This is a genomic window from Mesorhizobium sp. (assembly GCF_965229135.1).
Classification (GTDB): domain Bacteria; phylum Pseudomonadota; class Alphaproteobacteria; order Rhizobiales; family Rhizobiaceae; genus Mesorhizobium.
Genome location: NZ_OZ245860.1, coordinates 4,708,401 through 4,728,029, shown reverse-complemented (window position 1 = coordinate 4,728,029; position 19,629 = coordinate 4,708,401). Strand labels below are relative to the sequence as shown.

The window sequence follows — 19,629 nt, the reverse complement described above, 5'->3', positions numbered from 1 at the left end:
GGTGCCAATTGACTGATTTGAAAGCGAGAGATCGGTCATGCGCCGGCTACCGTCTTCGAGGAAAGGCCGGGCGGCCTGCCGGCCGCCCGGTGGATTCAAGTCTTACTTGACGTTGGCGCCGACAACGGCGTCCCAGTTCTTGCTGATGGCTTCCTTGGCCTTGCCCTGCTCGTCGAGCGTCGGGAACGCGGCTTCGGCATAGGATTCCGCCGGCGGCAGCTTGGCCAGCACGTCCGCCGGGATCTTGCCGTTCTTGGCGAGATCGTTGAAGCGGATCGGGTGGCAATAGCCCTTCAGCCAGGCGATCTGGCCTTCGTCGGAATAGAGGTATTCCATCCAGAGCTTGGCCGCGTTCGGATGCGGCGCGTAGGCGCTGATCGCCTGCACGTAGACGCCGGCGACAACGCCGGTTTTCGGCACGACAACGTCGACGGGCGGGTTGCCCTTCAGCGTGTCGCGGCCAGCGAGAGCGTTGTAGTCCCAATTGATCAGGATCGGGGTCTGGCCCTGGGCGAGGGTCGCGGGCTTACCGACGACCGGAACGAAATTGCCGGCGGCATTGAGCTTCTTGAAGAAGTCGAGGCCTGCCTTGCCGGCGGCTTCACCAGCGGCGGCGCCCGTCGACAGGCCCGAGGCGTACACAGCCTGGATAGCCTGGTTCGAAGCGCGCGGGTCACCGGCAAGGGCGACCGAGTTGGCGAATTCCGGCTTCAGGAGATCGGCCCAGTCCTTGGGCGATTCCTTGACCAGGTCCTTGTTCACCATGAAGGACAGAACGCCGTAATAGTCGCCGTACCAGGCGCCATCGGCATCCTTGGCGCTGTCCGGGATCGAGTCCCAGGTCGATACCTTGTAGGGCATCAACAGGCCATCGGCCTTGGCGGTCGGACCGAAGGACAGGCCAACGTCGATGACGTCGGGAGCCTGCGGGCCCTTGTTGTCCTTGTTGGCCTTGATCGCCTCGACCTCGTCGCCGGAGCCGGCATCGGGGTTGAGTTCGTTGATCTTGATTTCCGGATACTTAGCCTTGAAGCCGGCGATGACATCGCCATAACCGCACCAGTCATGCGGCAAGGCGATGGTCGTGAGTTGGCCTTCAGCCTTTGCAGCCTTGACGAGATCGTCCAGCGAAGCCGCGGACGAAATCACCGACGACACCATGAGGGCCGCGGCCGAAAGGGAAAGCACTTTCCCCGTGAATTTGAACATGTGTTCTCTCCGTTGAACTGACGCCGTTGGACGCCTGCGATCCCCGGTATCGCTTTCATGTGACAGCCAGATGAAAGCTTTGTGAAACCGTGTGCTCGCAGTACGAAAAAGTAAACTCTTTTTAACCGGTTGTAGCAATCGCCCCGCGACTCTTTTTCCGGCTAATTAGTTGCTGAGTTGCCTTTCCTCCTCCCCCTTGGTTTCGGAATCCCCTTCCAGATCAATTTTCCGTGCCGGAAAGCGCCTCAGACGGTCCCGGCAATGGCGTTCTCGAGCAATGTCAGGGCCGCTTTCTTGGTCAGCTTCACCGGATTGCCACCCGCCGTCGGGTCGACCACGGCCATGTCGGCGATCAGCCCCTTGCGCTTCTTGTCCATGTCCAGCCCCTTGATCAGCCCCGGCAGCGCATGCGGCACCTTCAACTCCTTGCGCAGCTTGATGATCGCCTTGGCGAAACCATCAAAGCCGCCCTTGATGCCGCAATAGGCGGCGAGACGGGCAATGCGCTCCTCGATGGAGTCGCGGTTGAACGCCAGCACATAGGGCATGAACACGGCATTGGTCATGCCGTGATGGGTGTCGTAAAGCGCGCCGATTGGATGCGACAGCGAATGGATGGCGCCAAGTCCCTTCTGGAAGGCGGTGGCGCCCATGGCGGCGGCGCTCATCATGTGGGCCCGCGCGACAAGGTCCTTGCCGTTGGCAAAGGCTTTCGGAAGGTTTTCGAAAACGAGGCGGATGCCTTCGACCGCGATGCCGTCGGCCATCGGGTGATAGCCCGGCGCACAATAGGCTTCCAGGCAATGGGCAAGGGCGTCCATGCCCGTGCCGGCCGTGATGAACCCGGGCATGCCGACCGACAGTTCAGGATCGGCGATGACGATGGCCGGCAACAGCTTGGGATGGAAGATGACCTTCTTGGTATGGGTCTCCTCATTGGTGATGACGCCGGCGCGGCCGACTTCCGACCCGGTGCCGGCCGTGGTCGGCACGGCGATGATCGGCGCGATCACATCCGAATTGGCTCTGGTCCACCAGTCGCCGACATCCTCGAAATCCCACACCGGCCGTGTCTGGCCGGCCTGGAAGGCGATCAGCTTGCCCAGATCGAGCGCCGAGCCGCCGCCAAAGGCGATGACGCCGTCATGTTTGCCCTTCTTGAACACCTCGATACCGGCGGTCAGGTTGGACTCGACAGGGTTCGGCCGAACCTCGGAGAAAACGCCATAGGGAACCTTGGCGTCGTCGAGGATCTTCAACGTCGAGGCGACGACCGGAAGCTTGGCGAGCCCCGGATCGGTGACGAACAGCGGCCGCTTGATGCCGGTGGCCTCCAGCACCTCCGGCAGTTCCTTGATGCGCCCCGCGCCGAAGCGGACGGTGGTGGGGTAGTTCCATTTGGAGATCAGCTTGGACATTTTTTGTCTTTCAAAAAATCAGATGACTTCGCGCAGGTGAAACGACTTCGGCCGGGTCAGGTTGTCATAGCCGATCGCCGACAGTGCCGCGCCCTTGCCCGTATCCTTGACGCCGGTCCAGACCAGAGCCGGATCGAGATAGTCGCAGCGGTTCATGAACACGGTGCCGGTCTCGACGCGGTCGCCGATGGCAGCCGCATGGTCCACGTCGCCGGTCCAGATCGAGGCCGTCAGCCCGTATGGGCTGTCGTTCATCAGCGCGATCGCCTCTTCGTCGTTGCGCACCTTCATGATGCCGACGATCGGGCCAAAGCTTTCCTCGCGCATGACGCTCATCTGATGGTCGACTTCGGTCAGCACTTCCGGCGCGAGGTAGGGCGAGCCGGCCTTGTCCTGGGCCACCTTCATGTTGATGTGCGCCTTGGCGCCCTTGCGCAGGGCTTCCGCCTTCTGCTCGCGGATCAGGTCGGCGAAACGCGCCTGCGCCATCGGCCCCATGGTCGTGGCCTGCTCCAGCGGATTGCCGACGACATAGTTCTTCGTCTCGGCGATGAAGCCTTCGACGAACTCATCGTACACCTTCTCGTGCACATAGACGCGCTCGATGCCGCAGCAGCACTGGCCGGAATTGAAGAAGGCGCCGTCGACCAGATTGGCGACCGCATGGTCGAGCTTGGCATCGGGCAGCACATAGGCCGGGTCCTTGCCGCCGAGTTCGAGGCCGAGCGACATGAACGTTCCCGCCGCCGCTTTCTCGATGGCGCGGCCGCCGGCGACCGAGCCGGTGAAGTTGACATGGTCGATCTTGCCCGAGCCGAGCAGCTTCTCGGTCTGCGCATGGTTGAGGACGACGTTCTGGAACACACCCTTGGGCAGGCCGGCCTTCTCGAAAGCCTGGCTGAAACGCTCGCCGACCAGCAGTGTCTGCGCCGCATGCTTCAGGATCACCGCATTGCCAGCCATCAGCGCCGGCACGATGGTGTTGACGGCGGTGAGATAGGGGTAGTTCCATGGCGCGATCACCATGACCACGCCGAGCGGCGCCTTCTTCACGTAACGGCGGAAACCATCCTTGGGATTGGAGGCGGGCACCGGCCGCAGCGCTGCTTCGGCGATCTCGACCATGTAGTTGGTGCGTTCCTTGACGCCGCCGAACTCACCGCCATAGCGCACAGGACGCCCCATCTGCCAGGCGATTTCCGGCACGATCTCGTCGGTCATCGCGACCAGTGCTTCCAGCATGGCAAGCATGTATTTGCCGCGCTCGACAATCGGCGTCCGCGCCCACTTTTCTTGCGCCGACTTCGCGCGCTCGACGGCGGCGTTGATTGCCTGGTCCGTGGCGACAGGCCGCTCAGCATAGATCGAGCCATCGATGGGGGATATGAGTTTGACCGTCTCGGTCATTTTGAAAGTCCTCGCATTCTACAACAAAAATCGTGCGGGCCGACGCCGCCCCTCGCCCGCCTGCCGGCAACGTCTCCCCGTAGGGTGTCGGAGAGAAGGGAAAGCTCCGACGTCGGCGCCACTATCCCGTTTCTCGGGAGCGGTAAATGTACGGAGCGGCACCGACGTTCGGTCGATAAACTAGTACCGCTCGAACCCTCTGTGCAGTTCCCAATCCGTAATCCGGCGGTCGTATTCGAACTGTTCCCATTTCGCGGTGTGGACGTAGTGCTCCAGCACGTCCTCACCGAGAGCCTGCTTGAGCATCTTCGACTTCGCCAATGTCTCGGTCGCGTCACGCAGCGTCTTCGGGATTTCCGGCAGGCGAGACGCCTGGTAGGCATCGCCGACGAAAGGCTTCTGCAGTTCGAGCTTCTCGTCGATGCCCGCAAGGCCGGCCGCGATCAGCGCGGCAAAGGCAAGGTAGGGGTTGAGGTCGGCGCCACCGATGCGGCACTCCATGCGGATGCCCTTGGTGCCCTCGCCGCACAGGCGAAAGCCGGCGGTGCGATTGTCCTCGCTCCACATGATCTTGGTCGGCGCGAACGTGCCGGCCTGAAAGCGTTTGTAGGAGTTGATGTAGGGGGCCAGGAACCAGGTGAACTCCTTGGCATACTTCAACTGGCCCGCCGCCCATTGCTGGCCGAGCGCCGAGAGCGTCCAGTCCGCGCTCTTGTCGTAGAACAGCGGCGTCTTGCCGTCGGCGCTCCATAGCGAATTGTGGATATGGCTGGAATTGCCGGCGAGCCCATAATTGTACTTGGCCATGAAGGAGATGGCCTTGCCCTCGGTTTCGGCGATTTCCTTGGCGCCGTTTTTCAGGATGACATGCCGATCGGCCATGTCGAGCGCCTCGGCATAGCGCACATTGATCTCTTCCTGGCCTGGCCCCCACTCACCCTTGGAATTCTCGATCGGAATGCCCGCCGCTTCCATCTCGTTGCGAAGCCGGCGCATGACGCCTTCTTCCTTGGTGGTGATGCCGATCTGGTAGTCGCCGATGTAAGGCGATGCCGTATCGAGACCTTGCCAGTGCTTTTTACGGGCGGAATCGTAGGTTTCGCTGAACAGGTAGAATTCGAGCTCGGAAGCGAAATAGCCGATATAGCCACGCTCCGTCAGCCGCTTGACCTGCTTCTTGAGGATGGCGCGCGGCGAATGCGGCAGGTCGTCATGGGTGTGGTGGTCGAGCACGTCGCAGATCACCAGCGCCGTCTTCTCCAGCCACGGGATGCGCCGAAGCGTCGAAAGGTCGGGCTTCATGACGAAATCGCCATAGCCCTTCGACCAGCTTGCCGCCTTGTATCCCGGCACCGGCTCCATATCGATGTCGGCGGCCAGCAGGTAGTTGCAGCCATGCGTCTCGTCATGCGCGGAATCGACGAAGTACTGCGCAAGGAAACGTTTTCCCGCCAGCCGGCCCTGCATGTCGACGATGCAAGCCAGCACCGTGTCGACCTCACCTGCCTGAACCGCCTTCTTCAACTGATCGAACGAGAAATTTCCTGCCATTCTTTTAACACTCCGGCTTGCCGTTTAGGCCTGTCGCTTTTGAACGGTCCCCTCACCGTGAAGGGACCCATGACTTGAAGGGACTTATTGCTTTGAAACATACGGAAAACCATGGCCAGCAAGACGCTGGCCATGGCCCAGAAGTATCGGCCTCAATGGCCGGCGGTTTCGCCGACAGCCTGCTCCGCTGCCTTGATCGCCGCCTGGCGCGCCGCGATGATGTCGCCCAGCGGCGGGCCTTGGAAGCGGCGCTTTTCGAAGCCGAACCAGACGATCGCCGTCAGGATGAAGAAGCCGACGGTGATGTAGAGCGCCCAGTCGTTCGGCGGCTGAACGCCAATGACGAAGATCAGGATCATCGACACGATCGACAGGAAGGCAAACAGCATGAACACGCCGCGCCCCATGTTCCATGGGCCCATCTTGTCCCACTTCGGTGTTCCCCAGGCCAGCATGCCCAGAACGATCGGCACGGTGAAGGAGAGGAACAGGAAGATGACGGTGCAGGAGACGACGATGGTATAGGCCGAGGTGCCGGCGACTGAAACCAGCGTCGAACCCCAGACGAACAGCACCGACAGGATGGCCGCCGTCCAGATCGCCGCCACCGGGGTGCGGTAGGTCGGGCTGACCTTGGACAGTGCCGACGAGCCGGGCAGGCCGCCGTCACGCGAGAAGGCGAAGATCATGCGCGAGGCCGAGGTGACCGTGGCGAGGCCGCAAAGCAGCTGCGACACGAACACGACGAGATAAACGAACTCCTTGAGGCCGGCCGGCACGCGCTGGTCGAAGGCCCAGAAAAACACGTTCCAGCCCTGCTTGGCGGCATCATCCATGTTGGGGATCATCAGCACGAAAGCGGCCAGGAACAGATAGCCGAACAGTGCCGACCAGACGACCGACATCACCATCGCCCTCGGCACCGACGATGCCGCCTTGATGGTCTCCTCGGACGTATGCGCGGAGGCATCGTAGCCGGTGATCGTATAGATCGGCAGCAACAGGCCGAGCGCGAACACCCACCAGTTGGAAACCGCCGGCCACACGGGATCGCCCGTCAGTGAGCCATCCCCGGCCACAGTGGGCTGCCCGGAATAATTGTGGAACGTGAACAGCCGGCTGAAATCCCAGTGCTCGGCAAAGATCAGGCAGACTACCGCGATCAGGATGGCGCCAAAGAAAATAAGATAGCCGGAGAAGTCGGTCAGCTTCGCCGTGAGCTTGATACCAAGATGATTGATCAGCGCCTGAGCGCCAGTGACGACGACCAGGAAGATCATCTGGTTGGTGAGCGAGCCGTCAATGTGGAGCGCTGGTCCGAAGGCTCCGACGAAGAACGTCCAGGTGCCGACATTGATGGCGCCCAGCACGGTGATGAGGCCGAGCAGATTGAGCCATGCCGTCACCCAGCCAGTGCCACGGTTGCCGAGGATGGAGCCCCAGTGATAGAGGCCGCCCGCGGTCGGATAGGCCGAGCTGATCTGCGACATGGCGACGGCGAACGTCAGCGAAACGAAACAGCCGACCAGCCAGCCGATGCCTATGCCTATGCCGCCGGCGCCGGACGTGCCCTGCGCCAGCGAATTGATGCCGCCCGACAGGATGCAGATGATCGAGAACGAAACCGCGAAGTTCGAAAAGCGGCTGAGCCGCCGTTCCAGTTCCTGGGCATAGCCCATACTATGGAGGGCCTTTACGTCCTCCGCCTTGTCAACGTCTGTATAGGTCGGTCCTGCCATTGTAATTCCCCTGTTGTTTTACCTGGCCGATTGAGCTGACTTTCCGACTGCGCTTGGTCTTGAGCCTTTGGCCTCCTCTGGCTCCAGATTTGAAAAAATGCCCGTGAGCAGATCCGCCCATCTCCGCTGCCCGGTCTCGCCGGAAATTTCGTCGTTGCGGATTTCGATCATCGCGCAGGGCAGGCCGCGCGAGCGCGCATGCCGTTCCAGCGTGAAATAGACGCGGTCGGCCGGCGAATAGGGTTCGTTGACGCCGACGGTGACACCGGCGAGCCGCTTCAGCGCGGCGATAAGCGGCGAGGCCAGCCGATGATCCTCGTCATGGATGATGCCGATGTGCCAGGGCCGGTTCCGGCCCTTGTACACAGGCGTGAAGGAATGGATCGAAACCAGCCGCGTTTCTTGTCCGCGCGCCAGCCGCGCGTCGACGACATGCTCCACGGCGTTGTGGAAGGGCTGCCACGACAGGGCGATGCGGGCCGTACGTTGCTTGTCCGACAGCCCGGCATTCCCGGGAATGGTCGTCGTCTCGCTGACGGGCGGCACAAGATCCGGCGCGTCGAGCGGACGATTGCAGTCGATGACCAACCGCGAAATACAGGTCTCGACGAGTGTCGCGTCGAGCGCCTCCGCCATGCGGCGGGCAACCGGCAGCGCGCCCGGATCCCAGGCGATGTGGCGCGACAGGTCCTCGGCGGCAAGGCCGAGCGTTCCGAATTCGGCGGGCATGAAATTGGACGCGTGATCGCAAGTCAGCACGAATGGACTCGATCCGCCCGGGTTCGTCACCCTCACGGAACTTGGCGATGCAAGGCTGGCGGGCCGCGCTGTCTCCATAGTCTTGCCGTCCCCCGGGAGCGCTGTATCGTATGTTACGTATTTTGCCTCATTGCGTCCCTATGGATGATTTCATACAGTTTGCCGAGCTTTGTCAAATGCGATTTCGGGAAACCGGCAACAGCCGGATCAAGGGTGGGGAAAAATGATTTCCAGCATTGCCGAACTGATCGCCGACCGCATGGTGACCATGCCTGCCGGCGAGCGGCGCGCCGCCCAGACGCTGATCGCCAACTATCCGCTGATCGGCCTGAAGACGGTGGCGGAATTCTCGGCCGCCGCCGGCGTATCGTCGCCGACGATCCTTCGGTTCGTCTCCCGGCTCGGCTTCCAGAACTATCCGGAGTTCCAGTCGACCTTGCAGGACGAACTGGCGGCGCAGTTGCAATCGCCGGCCTCGAGGACGCTCAACCCGCCCTCGCCCGGCAGCAGCGCGGTATCGCCGATGCTGGAGGCGACGCTCGAAAACATGCGCGAGACGTTCCGCCACCTTTCCGACAAGCAGCTTGCCGACATCGTGACCAGGCTTGCCGACCGGCGCGGCAAGACATTCCTGATCGGTGGCCGCTTCACCGACCCGCTGGCGCGCTACATGGCCGCCCATCTCGCCGTCATCCAGCCCGATGTCTACCACCTCGTCGGCCAGGAGAGCATGTGGCGCGACCGGCTGATCGATATGGGCAAGCGCGACGTGTTGGTGATCTTCGACATCAGGCGCTACCAGGACAGCCTGATCCGCTTCGCCGAGAAGGCGCATCAGCGCGGCGTGCAGATCGTGCTGTTCACCGACCAGTGGCTGTCGCCCATCGCCCGCTTTGCCCGCCATGTCATAGCCGGGCGCACGGCCGTGCCGTCCGCCTGGGATTCCTCGGCGGCGCTCTTCGTGGTCGCCGAAGCGTTGATCGGCGCGGTCACCCGGCAGCTTGAACCAGACGGCACCAGGCGTATCCGGGAGATGGAAAGCCTGCGCTGAAAGGTGTCGCCGGCCCAGGACGAAAACCCAACGTTACATAGATTTAATGTGCGCCGGCCCAGTAGAGTTGTCATATAGGTTTGGCATCGATGTTGCTTCGCGCATATCGCCTTGCGTGGGTGCGTCTGCTAGATTTCTAGAAAGCGGTGGACGAAGGGATTTTGTCAACCGGAGTGCCAATGGCGACCTGGAAACAGTTACTTTTAGCACTTGTGGTGATCGTCGCGGCCGCCGCGGCATGGGTTCGATTCTTTCCCGGGGCGCCGGATATTCTGGCGCGCTGGGGAATAGACTGGACATATGCGCGGACGGCGCCTTCCGACAACGGAGCTCCCGCGAGCCAGAACAGCGGCCGCAGCGGCGGTGCCCGTGAGGTCAATGTGGTTGTCCTGCCGGCCACCACGGCCACCATCAACGATCGCCTGCAGGCAATCGGCACGGGCCGCGCCAAGGACTCCGTCACGGTCAATCCCTATAGCTCGGGCCGCCTGACCGAACTGCTCGTCCAATCCGGTGCGCATGTCGACAAGGGCCAGCTGATCGCGACCCTTGATTCCGAAACCGAGATTATCGCTCAGGATCGGGCCAAGCTTGCCGTGCAGGATGCGCGGGAAAAGCTGGACCGGGTCAAGTCGCTGCGTGCGTCCAACGCCGCGACACAGGTGGCGGTGGCTGACGCGGAGGTGGCCCTGTCGAACGCCAGGCTGGCGCTTCGCGACGCGGAACTCGCGCTGGAACGCCGTTCGATCCTGGCGCCGATCGCCGGCACGGTCGGCATCCTGCCTATCTCCGCGGGCAACTATGTGACCAACCAGTCGGCAATCGCGACGCTCGACGATCGCTCCAGCATACTGGTTGATTTCCTGGTGCCGGAGCGCTTTGCCGCTGCCGTGAAGGTCGGCGCGCAACTGACGGCGACGCCGATCGCCAATCCCAGCGACGCCTATGCCGGCACGATCTCGGCCATCGACAATCATATCGACGAGAACAGCCGCACGCTTCTGGTCAAGGCGACCATCGCCAATCCGGCCGACTCCCTGCGGGCCGGCATGTCGTTCAGCATCGCCATGAAATTCCCCGGCCAGAACTATCCCGCCGTCAGCCCGCTCGCCATACTCTGGGGCTCCGACGGCGCCTATGTCTGGTGTATCGAGAACGGCAAGGCCAGGCGTGTCGCCGTGCGCATCATCCAGCGCAACACCGAGACGGTGCTCATCGATGCGCCGATTACCGGCGGCGACCTCGTAATCACCGAGGGCACCCAGAGTGTCAGCGAAGGCGGCGACGTCCGCATCGCCGGGCAGGAACAGCCCGCCAACGGCGCTGAAGGCTCATGAGCGGGAGCGTCAACACCGCCGGCGACGCGAGTCTGACCGCCCTGTTCATCCGAAGGCCGGTCATGGCTCTCGTGCTGAATGTTCTGATCGCCGTCGCCGGGCTTGCCGCCTTCTACGGCGTCGAGGTCCGTGAGTTGCCGGATGTCGACCGCTCCGTCGTCACCGTCTCGACCACCTTCACCGGCGCCGCTGCCGAGACCGTCGACCGCGAACTCACCAAGACGATAGAAGGCGCCGTCGCACGCGTCTCCGGCGTCAAGTCGATCTCGTCATCTTCGTCCTTCGGCTCGAGCCGCGTCACCATCGAGTTCAACGACGGCGTCGATCTCAACGTCGCCGCCTCCGACGTGCGCGACGCCGTCGGCCGCATCGCCAACCAGATTCCCGAAACGGCCGATCCGCCGCGCATCGTCAAGGCAGACGCCAACTCCGATCCGGTCATGCGCCTGGCGGTGACGTCGGACACCATGTCGATCCAGGACATGACCGTCATCGTCCAGGACCAGATCGAGGACGAACTGGCCGCCGTGCCCGGGGTCGCCGACGTCCAGGTCTATGGTGATCGCGACAAGATCTTCCGCATCGATGTCGACCAGAACAAGCTGGCGAGCCTCGGCTTTACCGTCGCCGATTTGCGGGCAGCCCTTGCCTCGGTCGCCTTCGATTCCCCTGCCGGCTCGATCACCACCGCCAACCAGGACCTCATCGTGCGCACGACGGCCGACGTCACCACGCCGGCGGAGTTCGAGAACATCATCATCGGCGGCACGACGCGCATCCGCGATGTCGCCGCCGTTTCGCTCGGTCCCGACATCGGCCAGACCTCGCTGCGTTCGGACGGCAAGACCGGCATTGGTATCGGCATTATCCGGCAGGCGGAATCGAACACGCTGGACATCTCGACCGGCGTCCAGGCCGCCGTCGCCAAGCTGCAGGCAAACCTGCCCAGGGGCATGTCGATCAAGGTCACCAGCGACGATGCGGTCTTCGTCAATGGCGCGGTGCACGAGGTCGAGATCGCGCTGGCGCTCTCCGTCTCCATCGTTCTGATCGTCATCTACCTCTTCCTTCTGGATTGGCGCGCCACGCTCATCCCGGGATTATCGATGCCGGTCGCCATGATCGGCACCATCGCCGCCATCTATCTTGCCGGCTTTTCGATCAACATCCTGACGCTGCTCGCCCTGGTGCTGGCCACCGGGCTTGTCGTCGATGACGCCATCGTCGTGCTGGAAAACATCGTGCGGCGCCGCAACCAGGGCATGGGACCCCGCGCGGCCGCCGTGCTCGGCACGCAGGAAGTGTTCTTCGCCGTGATCGCAACGACGCTGACGCTGGTCGCGGTCTTCGTGCCGATCTCGTTCCTGCCCGGCCAGACCGGCGGCCTGTTCCGCGAATTCGGCTTCGTGCTTGCCATGTCGGTGCTTCTGTCCGGCGTGGTGGCGCTGACGCTTTGCCCGATGCTGGCGTCGCGCATGCTGGGCAGCGCATCACTCCATCACGAAGGCGGCAAGAAGGGCATCGGTTCGCGCATCGGCGGGGGGCTGAATGCCCTCTACAGACGCGGCCTGCGCCTCTGTCTGGGCGCGCCATGGATCGTGGTTCTGGTCGCGGTGCTGTTTGCCGGCACAGCCTTCACCCTGTTCGGCACTATCCGACAGGAGCTGACGCCGACGGAGGATCGCGCGGCCGTGCTGCTGCGCATCAACGCGCCGCAAGGCGTGAGCCTCGACTACACGACGCAGCAGATGCAGAAGATCGAGAAACTGATCCAGCCGTTGCGCGATTCCGGCGAAATCGTCTCGACCTTCGAGAGCGCCGGCCAGAACGGCTCCTACAACACCGGCTTCATGGTGATGACGCTGGCGCCCTGGGATGAGCGCGGCCGCAGCCAGCAGCAAATCATGGCGCGGATCAGCCAGTTGACGGCACAGGTGCCGAGCTTGCGCGTCTTCCCGGTTCAGCCCAACAGCCTGGGCATCCGCGGCGCCGGCAACGGGCTGCAATTCGCGCTGGTCGGCAACGATCGCAAGGCGCTCGGCGACGCGGCGGTGAAGATTATCGCCGAGATGCAGAAAGACCCGCGTTTCCAGTCGCCGCGCCTGAGCGTCGACCCGACACAGCCCCAGCTTGCCGTCGCCATCGACCGCGAACGCGCCTCGGATCTCGGCATCGACATCACCGGGCTCGCCAACACCATGCAGGCCATGCTCGACGGCAACGACGTCGTCGACGTCTACATCGCCGACCGCAGCTACGGGGTGAAGCTGGTCTCGACCACCAATCCGATCAACGATCCGACCGATCTGGAAAACATCTTCCTCAAGACGTCGGACGGCCGCTTCGTGCCGATGTCGACCATCGCCACGCTGACCGAGCGCGCCGTGCCGCCATCGCTGACCCGCGAGCAGCAGCAGCCCTCCGTGGCCATCACCTCCAACCTCGGCAGTGATTTCGGCCTCGGTGCCGCGCTGACGCGCGCGCAGGAAATCGCGGCGCCGCTGTTGCCCGCGGGCAGCCGTCTAGTGCCGCTGGCCGAGGCGGCGACGCTGGGCGAGAGCAACAGCGCCATGGTGACCATCTTCGGTTTCGCGCTGGTCATCATCCTGCTCGTTCTTGCCGCGCAGTTCGAGAGTTTCATCAGCGCCGTCATCATCATGGCGACGGTGCCGCTCGGGCTTGCCTGCGCCATTTTCGCGCTGCTGCTGTCAGGCACGAGCCTCAACGCCTACAGCCAGATCGGCCTGGTGCTTCTGGTCGGCGTCATGGCCAAGAACGGCATCCTCATCGTCGAATTCGCCAATCAGTTGCGTGATCGCGGTCTTGGCGTGCGCGAGGCTATCGAACAGGCCTCGATCATCCGCCTGCGTCCGGTAATGATGACGATGATCTGCACCGTGCTCGGCGGCGTGCCGCTGGTGCTGGCCGCGGGCGCCGGCGCCGAGGCGCGCGTCGCGCTCGGCTGGGTGATCGTTGGCGGGTTGGGCCTGGCCACCGTCTCGACGCTGTTCCTGACACCGGTGGCCTACCTGCTGCTTGGCCGCTTCGTCACGCCGAAGGCCGAGGAAGACGCGCGCCTGAAGCGCGAACTGGAGGAAGCCGCCTACGTCGATGTCGAGCCGGCGCAGTAGGAGGAATTCCTCCTACTTCAGCAGCCGGCCTTCGATCGACCAGCGGGCGGCAAGGAAATTCAGCACCGCCCCCAGGATGACGCCCGCGATCTTGGCCGGCCACACGCCGGCTGTGCCGGCAAGCAACGCGATGGACAGGCTGGAAACGCCGAGCGAAATCAGCGCGCCCAGCGACACGAAGCGGAAGAAGGCGCTGTGCAGGGCGATGGCCGGGTCGCGTTCGAACGACCAGAAGCCGTTAGCCACGAAGGAAAAGGCGACGGCCACGATCCAGGCGCCGACATTGGCTCCCAGAGGCGGCGCCTTCAGCCATAGCAGCAGCGAAAAGCTGGCGAGATCGATGGCGGTGTTGGCGACACCGACAATCGCGAACCGGATGATCTTGTCGCCGGTCGTGCGACCCGGCTGGTCCGCGCCGCTCATCCCTGGAAGCCCATGACGTCGGCGCCAGCGCGCTCCAGGCTTGCGGCAAAATCGCCGGAGGCGAGGTAGGCAAACTCGACCTCGCGCGCGGCCTGCATCGGATCGCGCCCGCGCAGCGTCTCATCGACATGGCCGGGATGACACATGAACAACCCGTTTTCCGGCAACGTCTCGATGGCCGACCGGAGCACGGAAGCGAAACCATCGGGTTGCCGCCAGTCGTAGAGCCCGGTCAGCGGTCGCATGACCGTGAAGCCGGCGCGCTCCATCGACCGGTCGAATCCCGCCGCGAGCGCCGCCACGGCAGTGACTTTCATCGCCGTTGCCGCCGTGCCCGGCCATGCCGGCGAGCCGCGCAGCCAAGGCATCCCCACTCCCTTCGAAAAGCGTGTGCGCAACCATCGCCTGACGACGGCCAGGAAGTGCACATGCTGGTGGCCGTCGATGAAATCGGGAGCGCGTCCCAGCGGCTCGACGAAGCGGCTGTACTGCGCGTCAAGTTCGGCATGCACGTCGCGTTCGTCAATCCGGCCGCGTCTGTGCGGCAGCGCCAACGAGCCGAGCGGCGGAAGCCTACCGTCCGGCGCCAGGCTCGATTGTCCGGTAACGGCGGGCTGGTCGGTCAAGGTCAGGTGCAGGCCGATCGCCACGCGACCGGCGAGCGGTCTTATGCGCCCCGCCTCGCCCTGCCATTCCGGAAAGCCGGTCATGCAGCTTGTGCCGGTCAGGCGCCCACGGTCGAGCAGGTCGAGAATCGCGGCGGAGACGCCGGGCGCCAGACCGTAATCGTCGGCGATCAGGCGAAGGCGTCGCGTCATGTATCGCCGACGCCAGGCTTCCCTCTAGCGGGTTCGCCGTTGACGACATCGCGCACGATGTAGATAGGCCGGTCCTTGCTTTCGCTTAGCGTTACCCAGACATATTCGCCGATCAGACCGAGAAGGGCGAGGTTGAAGCCGCCGAGAAACACCACCGCCACAAGAAGGCTGGGATAGCCGGGCACGGCGATGCCGTAGAAGATGACCTCGAAGAACACCTTGGCGCCATACAGCGCGCCCGCGAACGCCGCGAGCATGCCACAGAGGCTGATGAGCCGCAGCGGGATGACGGAAAAGGACGTGAAGCCCTCCAGCGAAAAGGCGAGCAGGTTGAGCCGGCTCCATTTCGACGTTCCGCTCGCACGATCGTCCGGCGAATAAGGCACCGCCTTCTGGCGGAAGCCGGCCCAGGCAAAGAGGCCCTTGTTGAAGCGCCTCTTGTCGCGCAGGCTGGCGACCGCGCGCGCGACCGCGCCACGCATGACGCGAAAGTCGCCGGCGTTCTCAGGGATGTCGAAGCGCTGGCTGCTGTTGATCAGGCTGTAGAAGAGCCGTGCCAGCTGGCTTCGCCGCCAGCTGGCCTCGCGCCTGTCGTTCTGCGCATAGACTACATCGAGTTCCGGATCCTCGACCAGCTCGGAAATCATCTTGAGGCTGATGTCCATCGAGTGCTGGAGATCAGCGTCCATGATCAGCACCATGTCGCCGCGCGAACGGTCGAGACCGGCGAGCACGGCAACCTCCTTGCCGAAATTGCGGCTGAGGCGCACGATCTCCCAGGATCCGGACAGGGCGCGAGAAAACCGCTCAACGCTGTCATCCTGGCTGCCGTCGTCAACCAGGATCTTGTGCATGGCCATGCCGAACCGCTGCGAGACGGCCGCCTCGAGCTGGTCGAGCAACCCCGCGAAGGCCGCTGCCGACTGCGCTTCGTTGAGGAATGGCGCGATGACGTCAAGCGTCGCCCGTGGCTCAGCCATGCGCGACAGGTCCAGCATGGTGTGCCTTTTCACGTGCCTTGGCCCAGAACCACCAGGCCAAGGAGCATCCGATCATGCTAACGACGACCGGCCGCAGCCATGGGCTGAAGAATTCATGGCTGGCGCGAGAAAGCCCGCTCATGCCGCCAAGGACGAGCAATATCATCAGCGTCACGCGCAAGGCGCCGCCTTGCTGTTCCCGCCACAGCAGGGCGATGGCAAGACCGGCCGGGATGGCGAACATGGCATAGGTGTTGGATTCGACACGCGGATTGAACACGCACATGTAAAAGCAGGCTATCACGAATATGGCGAGCCCGGCTGTCCCCCGCTCGAGCTTCCGATCAAACCAGAGGACTGCCGAAAGCGTCATAAGCGCGGTGATGACGCGCACGATCGTGGCGTCGAATTCGGGGATGGGAACACCCGCCCATGCCAGGGCCGATGTAAAGTCGCAAGGAGAGAAGGGACCAGACCTGTCTACAGCCATCGACGTCAGCATGTGGAAGAAGTCCCGGTACTGTTCATTGACATAGCCGATGGGTGCGAAGGCATAGGGTATGATGAGGACGACCAGCATCGAAAGCACAAGCACCGGTATCAAACGGGGCCGCAGCGCCGCCACCAGCAGCACCATCACGATTGCGGTCGGCTTGGCGATGACCGCGAGAGACGCCCACAGAAATGTCTCGGCGCGCCGGCCCTCGAGCGCCGAGAGGGTGAGAAGCCAGCAGGCGGCGGCGAGCAGTATGGTCGCCTGGCCATTGCGGATCGCGCCAAGCGCCATGGGCAGCGACAAGACAAGGCCAAAGGAAAGCAGCCAGGTCAAGTCACTGCCGCCAAGCTTTCGGACCTGCCGAACAACGGCATAGGTTATCAGGCCAAAGCAGAGGGTGCGCCAGACCAGGTCACCCAGATTGTGCCCCAACATCAGAAGCGGCGAGTAGAGGGCGGCGAAGGCGGGCGCGTAGAGGTAGCCCATTTCGAGCTGGACGTTGTAGAGCGTTCGCCCGGCCACGAAGGTCTCGGCGCCATTCCGGTAGACGAACACCACCGAACGGTCATCGAGCGACATCTGCGCCAGTATCACCGTGACCAGGAAGGCCACGATCCATAGCATTAGCCCCAAACGGTCGAAGACCGGCTTGGAAATCGTCATGACAACACCCCAAAACCTGCTCGGGGCCGTCCCAACAACAGCCCCGGCATTCAGTGCCGGCGGCATATCATGGACAATCCGGCGCGGCATAGGGCTATGATGCGCGCAGAATGTCCATTTTAGGGCGCCGCGACGCTCCAATATGGGAAAATCACCATCTTTGATAGCCGGATCAAACCTTCGTGTTCGATCATTTCCGGTTGACCAATCGATTGCGTCGATCTGTTTCTAGGGCCGGATGAACACTTTGCCGTTGGGCCTGGCCAGTTCCGCGGGCACGCGCGCCATTGCCTCCGCGAGCGGCACGACGGCTGTTACGTCGGTCGCCCAGCGCCCGTCGGAAAAGCGCTTCTGCGCCTCCATGATCGCCGGGCCGCGACGGTCGCGGAACTGGCGCATCCATTCGCTCAGCCAGAAACCCTCGATGTGCTTTTGCTGGAAGATCAGCTGTCCGGGCTCGCGGATGATCGTGGCCTCGGGATCGAGCCTGCCGTAGACGATCCAGCGCGAACGCTTCGGCATGACGTCGAAAATCGCCGAGGCCAGGGGTCCAGTCACCGCATCGAGGAAGATGCGCGGCTCCTCGGCCTTCATCACCTCGCGCAGCGCTGTCTTGAAATCCGGCGACTTCTCGTTGAGCACGTGCGCCGCGCCAAGCTCCTTCAACTGCGCGATCTGGTCGTCACGGCGCACGGTGACGATCGGCCGGAATCCGGCTTCCCTGGCCAGACCGATGATCAGCTTGCAGAGCTGGCTGGCGCCCGCGGTCATGACGAAGGCCTTTTCGCCCTCCTGCTTGACAATGTCGAACATGGCGAGCGCGGTGAGCGGGTTGACGATCATCGCCGCGCCATCTTCGTCGCGCACCGTATCGAGCAGCGGGATACAGGCGGCGGCTTCGGCAACGGCATATTCGGCCCACGAGCCCCAATTGGTGAGGCCGGTGGCAAAGGCGACGCGCTTGCCGACGAGGGTTTTGGCGTAGGGATCGTCACCGGTTGCCACCACCGTGCCGACGCCCTCGAAGCCGGCCGGCTGACCCTTGGCGCGCGGCTGGCCGTACTGGCCCTTGATGAAGGAAACATCGGATGGATTGATCGAGGCAAGGCTGACCTTGATCAGCACCTGTGTCGGTCCAGGTGCGGGGACCGCGATGCTGCCCGGCTGGAGATAGGCTTCCATGGCCTCCAGAACGCTGCCGCTGGGTGCCTTGGTGTAGCCGTCGCCGACAAGCAGCAGAGCCTTCATTTCGGTGGGAACGGTCATCGGAATACTCCTTCTTGCCGGGCGAAACGATCGCGACAGGCCAGGATTGGCCGGACGTTCAGACTTTTTCCTGCGTGTATTTCTTCAGCTCGGTGCGCGCCACCTGCCGGCGATGCACCGCATCGGGTCCGTCGGCGAGGCGCAATGTCCTCAGATGCGTCCACGAGCGGGCGAGCGGCGTGTCCTGGCTGATGCCTTGGGCGCCGAACATCTGCACCGCTTCGTCGGTGACCTTGAGCGCGACGCGCGGCGCGATGACCTTGATCTGGCTGATCCAGGGGGCCGCTGCCCGCGCATCGCCCTGGTCGATCATCCAGGCGGCCTTCAGGCAGAGCAGCCGCGCCATCTCGATCTCCATGCGGCATTCGGCGATGATATCGAAATTGGCGCCAAGCTTGGCCAGGGGCTGGCCGAAAGCCTCGCGGCGCACCGAGCGCTGGCATAGCATCTCCAGCGCCATCTCGGCCTGGCCGATCGCCCGCATGCAATGGTGGATGCGGCCGGGACCAAGCCGCCCCTGCGCGATCTCGAAGCCTCTCCCCTCGCCGAGGATCAGGTTCGATGCCGGTACGACGACATTGTCGAAGCGAAGATGCATGTGGCCGTGCGGGGCGTCGTCATCGCCATAGACCTGCATGGCCCGAACCTTGGTCACGCCCTTTGTGCCTGATGGCACCAGGATCATCGAATGGCGGCGGTGCTGCGGCGCTTCATCGCCGCCGGTGCGGACCATGACGATGTAGATGGCGCAGCGCGGATCCCCGGCGCCCGACGCCCACCATTTCTCGCCATTGAGCACGTAGTCGCCGCCTCGCGGCTCGCAGCGCATAGAAATGTTGGTGGCATCGGACGAGGCGACATCCGGTTCGGTCATCAGGTATGCCGAGCGGATCCTGCCATCGAGCAGGGGCTCCAGCCACGCCTTCTTGTGCTCGGCCGAGCCATAGCGTTCCAGCACCTCCATGTTGCCGGTGTCGGGCGCCGAGCAGTTGAAGGTCTCGGCGCCGAGATGCGCCTTGCCCATTTCCTCGGCGAGATAGGCGTATTCGACGGTGGAAAGGCCGTAGCCGCGTTCCGAGCCGGTCAGCCAGAAATTCCACAGGCCACGCTCTCTCGCGGTCTTCTTCAATCCTTCCAGAATGTCGCTTTGACGGGCGGTGTAGGCCCAGCGGTCGCCCCCCTTGCCCACCTCGGCCAGGAATTCCTTGTCGAGCGGCATGATCTCGTCGCGCACCATGGACGCGACCCGCGCCTGGATCGGCCTCAGCCGCTCGGTCATGCCGAGATTCATCTCCGTCATCGGTCGCTAACCCTTTCGCCCACGCCGGCATTTTACCCGTGGCAAGGATGACCGTACTTCGGATAGCCTTGTCAACGCGAG

General features: G+C 63.4%; 15 protein-coding genes. 3 read left to right on the top strand and 12 right to left on the bottom strand.

What is annotated here, in order from left to right:
* Positions 1–102 precede the first annotated feature (102 nt).
* The 6 genes from ACO07C_RS22635 to ACO07C_RS22610 all read right to left on the bottom strand — a co-directional run bounded on the left by ACO07C_RS22635 (position 103) and on the right by ACO07C_RS22610 (position 8,161).
* Positions 103–1,209 carry an ABC transporter substrate-binding protein gene (locus ACO07C_RS22635; RefSeq protein WP_421916384.1) on the bottom strand — a complete coding sequence of 369 codons (1,107 nt, stop codon included), beginning with the start codon at positions 1,207–1,209 and terminating at the stop codon, positions 103–105.
* A 245-nt stretch (positions 1,210–1,454) separates the two neighbouring features.
* Positions 1,455–2,627: an iron-containing alcohol dehydrogenase gene (locus ACO07C_RS22630; protein ID WP_421916383.1), complete on the bottom strand. Its 1,173-nt coding sequence runs from the start codon at positions 2,625–2,627 to the stop codon at positions 1,455–1,457.
* A gap of 18 nt (positions 2,628–2,645) precedes the next feature.
* On the bottom strand, positions 2,646–4,034 hold the full coding sequence (locus tag ACO07C_RS22625) for an aldehyde dehydrogenase family protein (RefSeq protein ID WP_421916382.1): 1,389 nt from the start codon (positions 4,032–4,034) through the stop codon (positions 2,646–2,648).
* Between the two features lie 180 nt (positions 4,035–4,214).
* Positions 4,215–5,585, bottom strand: a complete 1,371-nt coding sequence (locus tag ACO07C_RS22620; protein WP_421916381.1) for a glutamine synthetase family protein — start codon at positions 5,583–5,585, stop codon at positions 4,215–4,217.
* Positions 5,586–5,737: 152 nt separating this feature from the next.
* Positions 5,738–7,324, bottom strand: a complete 1,587-nt coding sequence (locus tag ACO07C_RS22615) for an amino acid permease (protein WP_421916380.1) — start codon at positions 7,322–7,324, stop codon at positions 5,738–5,740.
* Positions 7,325–7,342: 18 nt separating this feature from the next.
* Complete coding sequence (locus ACO07C_RS22610; RefSeq protein ID WP_421916379.1) at positions 7,343–8,161, bottom strand: N-formylglutamate amidohydrolase; 819 nt, start codon at positions 8,159–8,161, stop codon at positions 7,343–7,345.
* Positions 8,162–8,306: 145 nt separating this feature from the next.
* Between ACO07C_RS22610 and ACO07C_RS22605 the strand changes: the two genes are divergently transcribed.
* From ACO07C_RS22605 to ACO07C_RS22595, 3 genes are all read left to right on the top strand, one after another.
* Positions 8,307–9,134, top strand: a complete 828-nt coding sequence (locus tag ACO07C_RS22605; RefSeq protein ID WP_421916378.1) for a MurR/RpiR family transcriptional regulator — start codon at positions 8,307–8,309, stop codon at positions 9,132–9,134.
* A gap of 179 nt (positions 9,135–9,313) precedes the next feature.
* A complete protein-coding gene (locus tag ACO07C_RS22600; protein WP_421916377.1) occupies positions 9,314–10,471 on the top strand; it encodes an efflux RND transporter periplasmic adaptor subunit in 1,158 nt (385 codons plus the stop codon).
* Positions 10,468–13,602, top strand: coding sequence for an efflux RND transporter permease subunit (locus ACO07C_RS22595; RefSeq protein WP_421916376.1), 3,135 nt, complete (start codon positions 10,468–10,470; stop codon positions 13,600–13,602). Before ACO07C_RS22600 ends, ACO07C_RS22595 begins: the two co-directional genes overlap by 4 nt.
* Before the next feature lie 12 nt (positions 13,603–13,614).
* On the opposite strand, the gene ACO07C_RS22590 is transcribed toward ACO07C_RS22595, so the two are convergent.
* The 6 genes from ACO07C_RS22590 to ACO07C_RS22565 form a co-directional block, all read right to left on the bottom strand.
* Positions 13,615–14,025, bottom strand: a complete 411-nt coding sequence (locus ACO07C_RS22590; protein ID WP_421916375.1) for a GtrA family protein — start codon at positions 14,023–14,025, stop codon at positions 13,615–13,617.
* Positions 14,022–14,843 (bottom strand): ChbG/HpnK family deacetylase, encoded by an 822-nt coding sequence (locus ACO07C_RS22585; protein WP_421916374.1) that lies wholly within the window; start codon positions 14,841–14,843, stop codon positions 14,022–14,024. Before ACO07C_RS22585 ends, ACO07C_RS22590 begins: the two co-directional genes overlap by 4 nt.
* A complete protein-coding gene (locus tag ACO07C_RS22580) occupies positions 14,840–15,823 on the bottom strand; it encodes a glycosyltransferase family 2 protein (protein ID WP_421916373.1) in 984 nt (327 codons plus the stop codon). The genes ACO07C_RS22585 and ACO07C_RS22580 overlap by 4 nt, the downstream gene beginning before the upstream one ends.
* Positions 15,816–16,982, bottom strand: coding sequence for a glycosyltransferase 87 family protein (locus tag ACO07C_RS22575; RefSeq protein ID WP_421916372.1), 1,167 nt, complete (start codon positions 16,980–16,982; stop codon positions 15,816–15,818). Before ACO07C_RS22575 ends, ACO07C_RS22580 begins: the two co-directional genes overlap by 8 nt.
* A 228-nt stretch (positions 16,983–17,210) precedes the next feature.
* Complete coding sequence (locus ACO07C_RS22570; protein WP_421916371.1) at positions 17,211–18,248, bottom strand: zinc-binding dehydrogenase; 1,038 nt, start codon at positions 18,246–18,248, stop codon at positions 17,211–17,213.
* A gap of 58 nt (positions 18,249–18,306) precedes the next feature.
* On the bottom strand, positions 18,307–19,548 hold the full coding sequence (locus ACO07C_RS22565) for an acyl-CoA dehydrogenase family protein (RefSeq protein ID WP_421916370.1): 1,242 nt from the start codon (positions 19,546–19,548) through the stop codon (positions 18,307–18,309).
* Between the last annotated feature and the right edge of the window lie 81 nt (positions 19,549–19,629).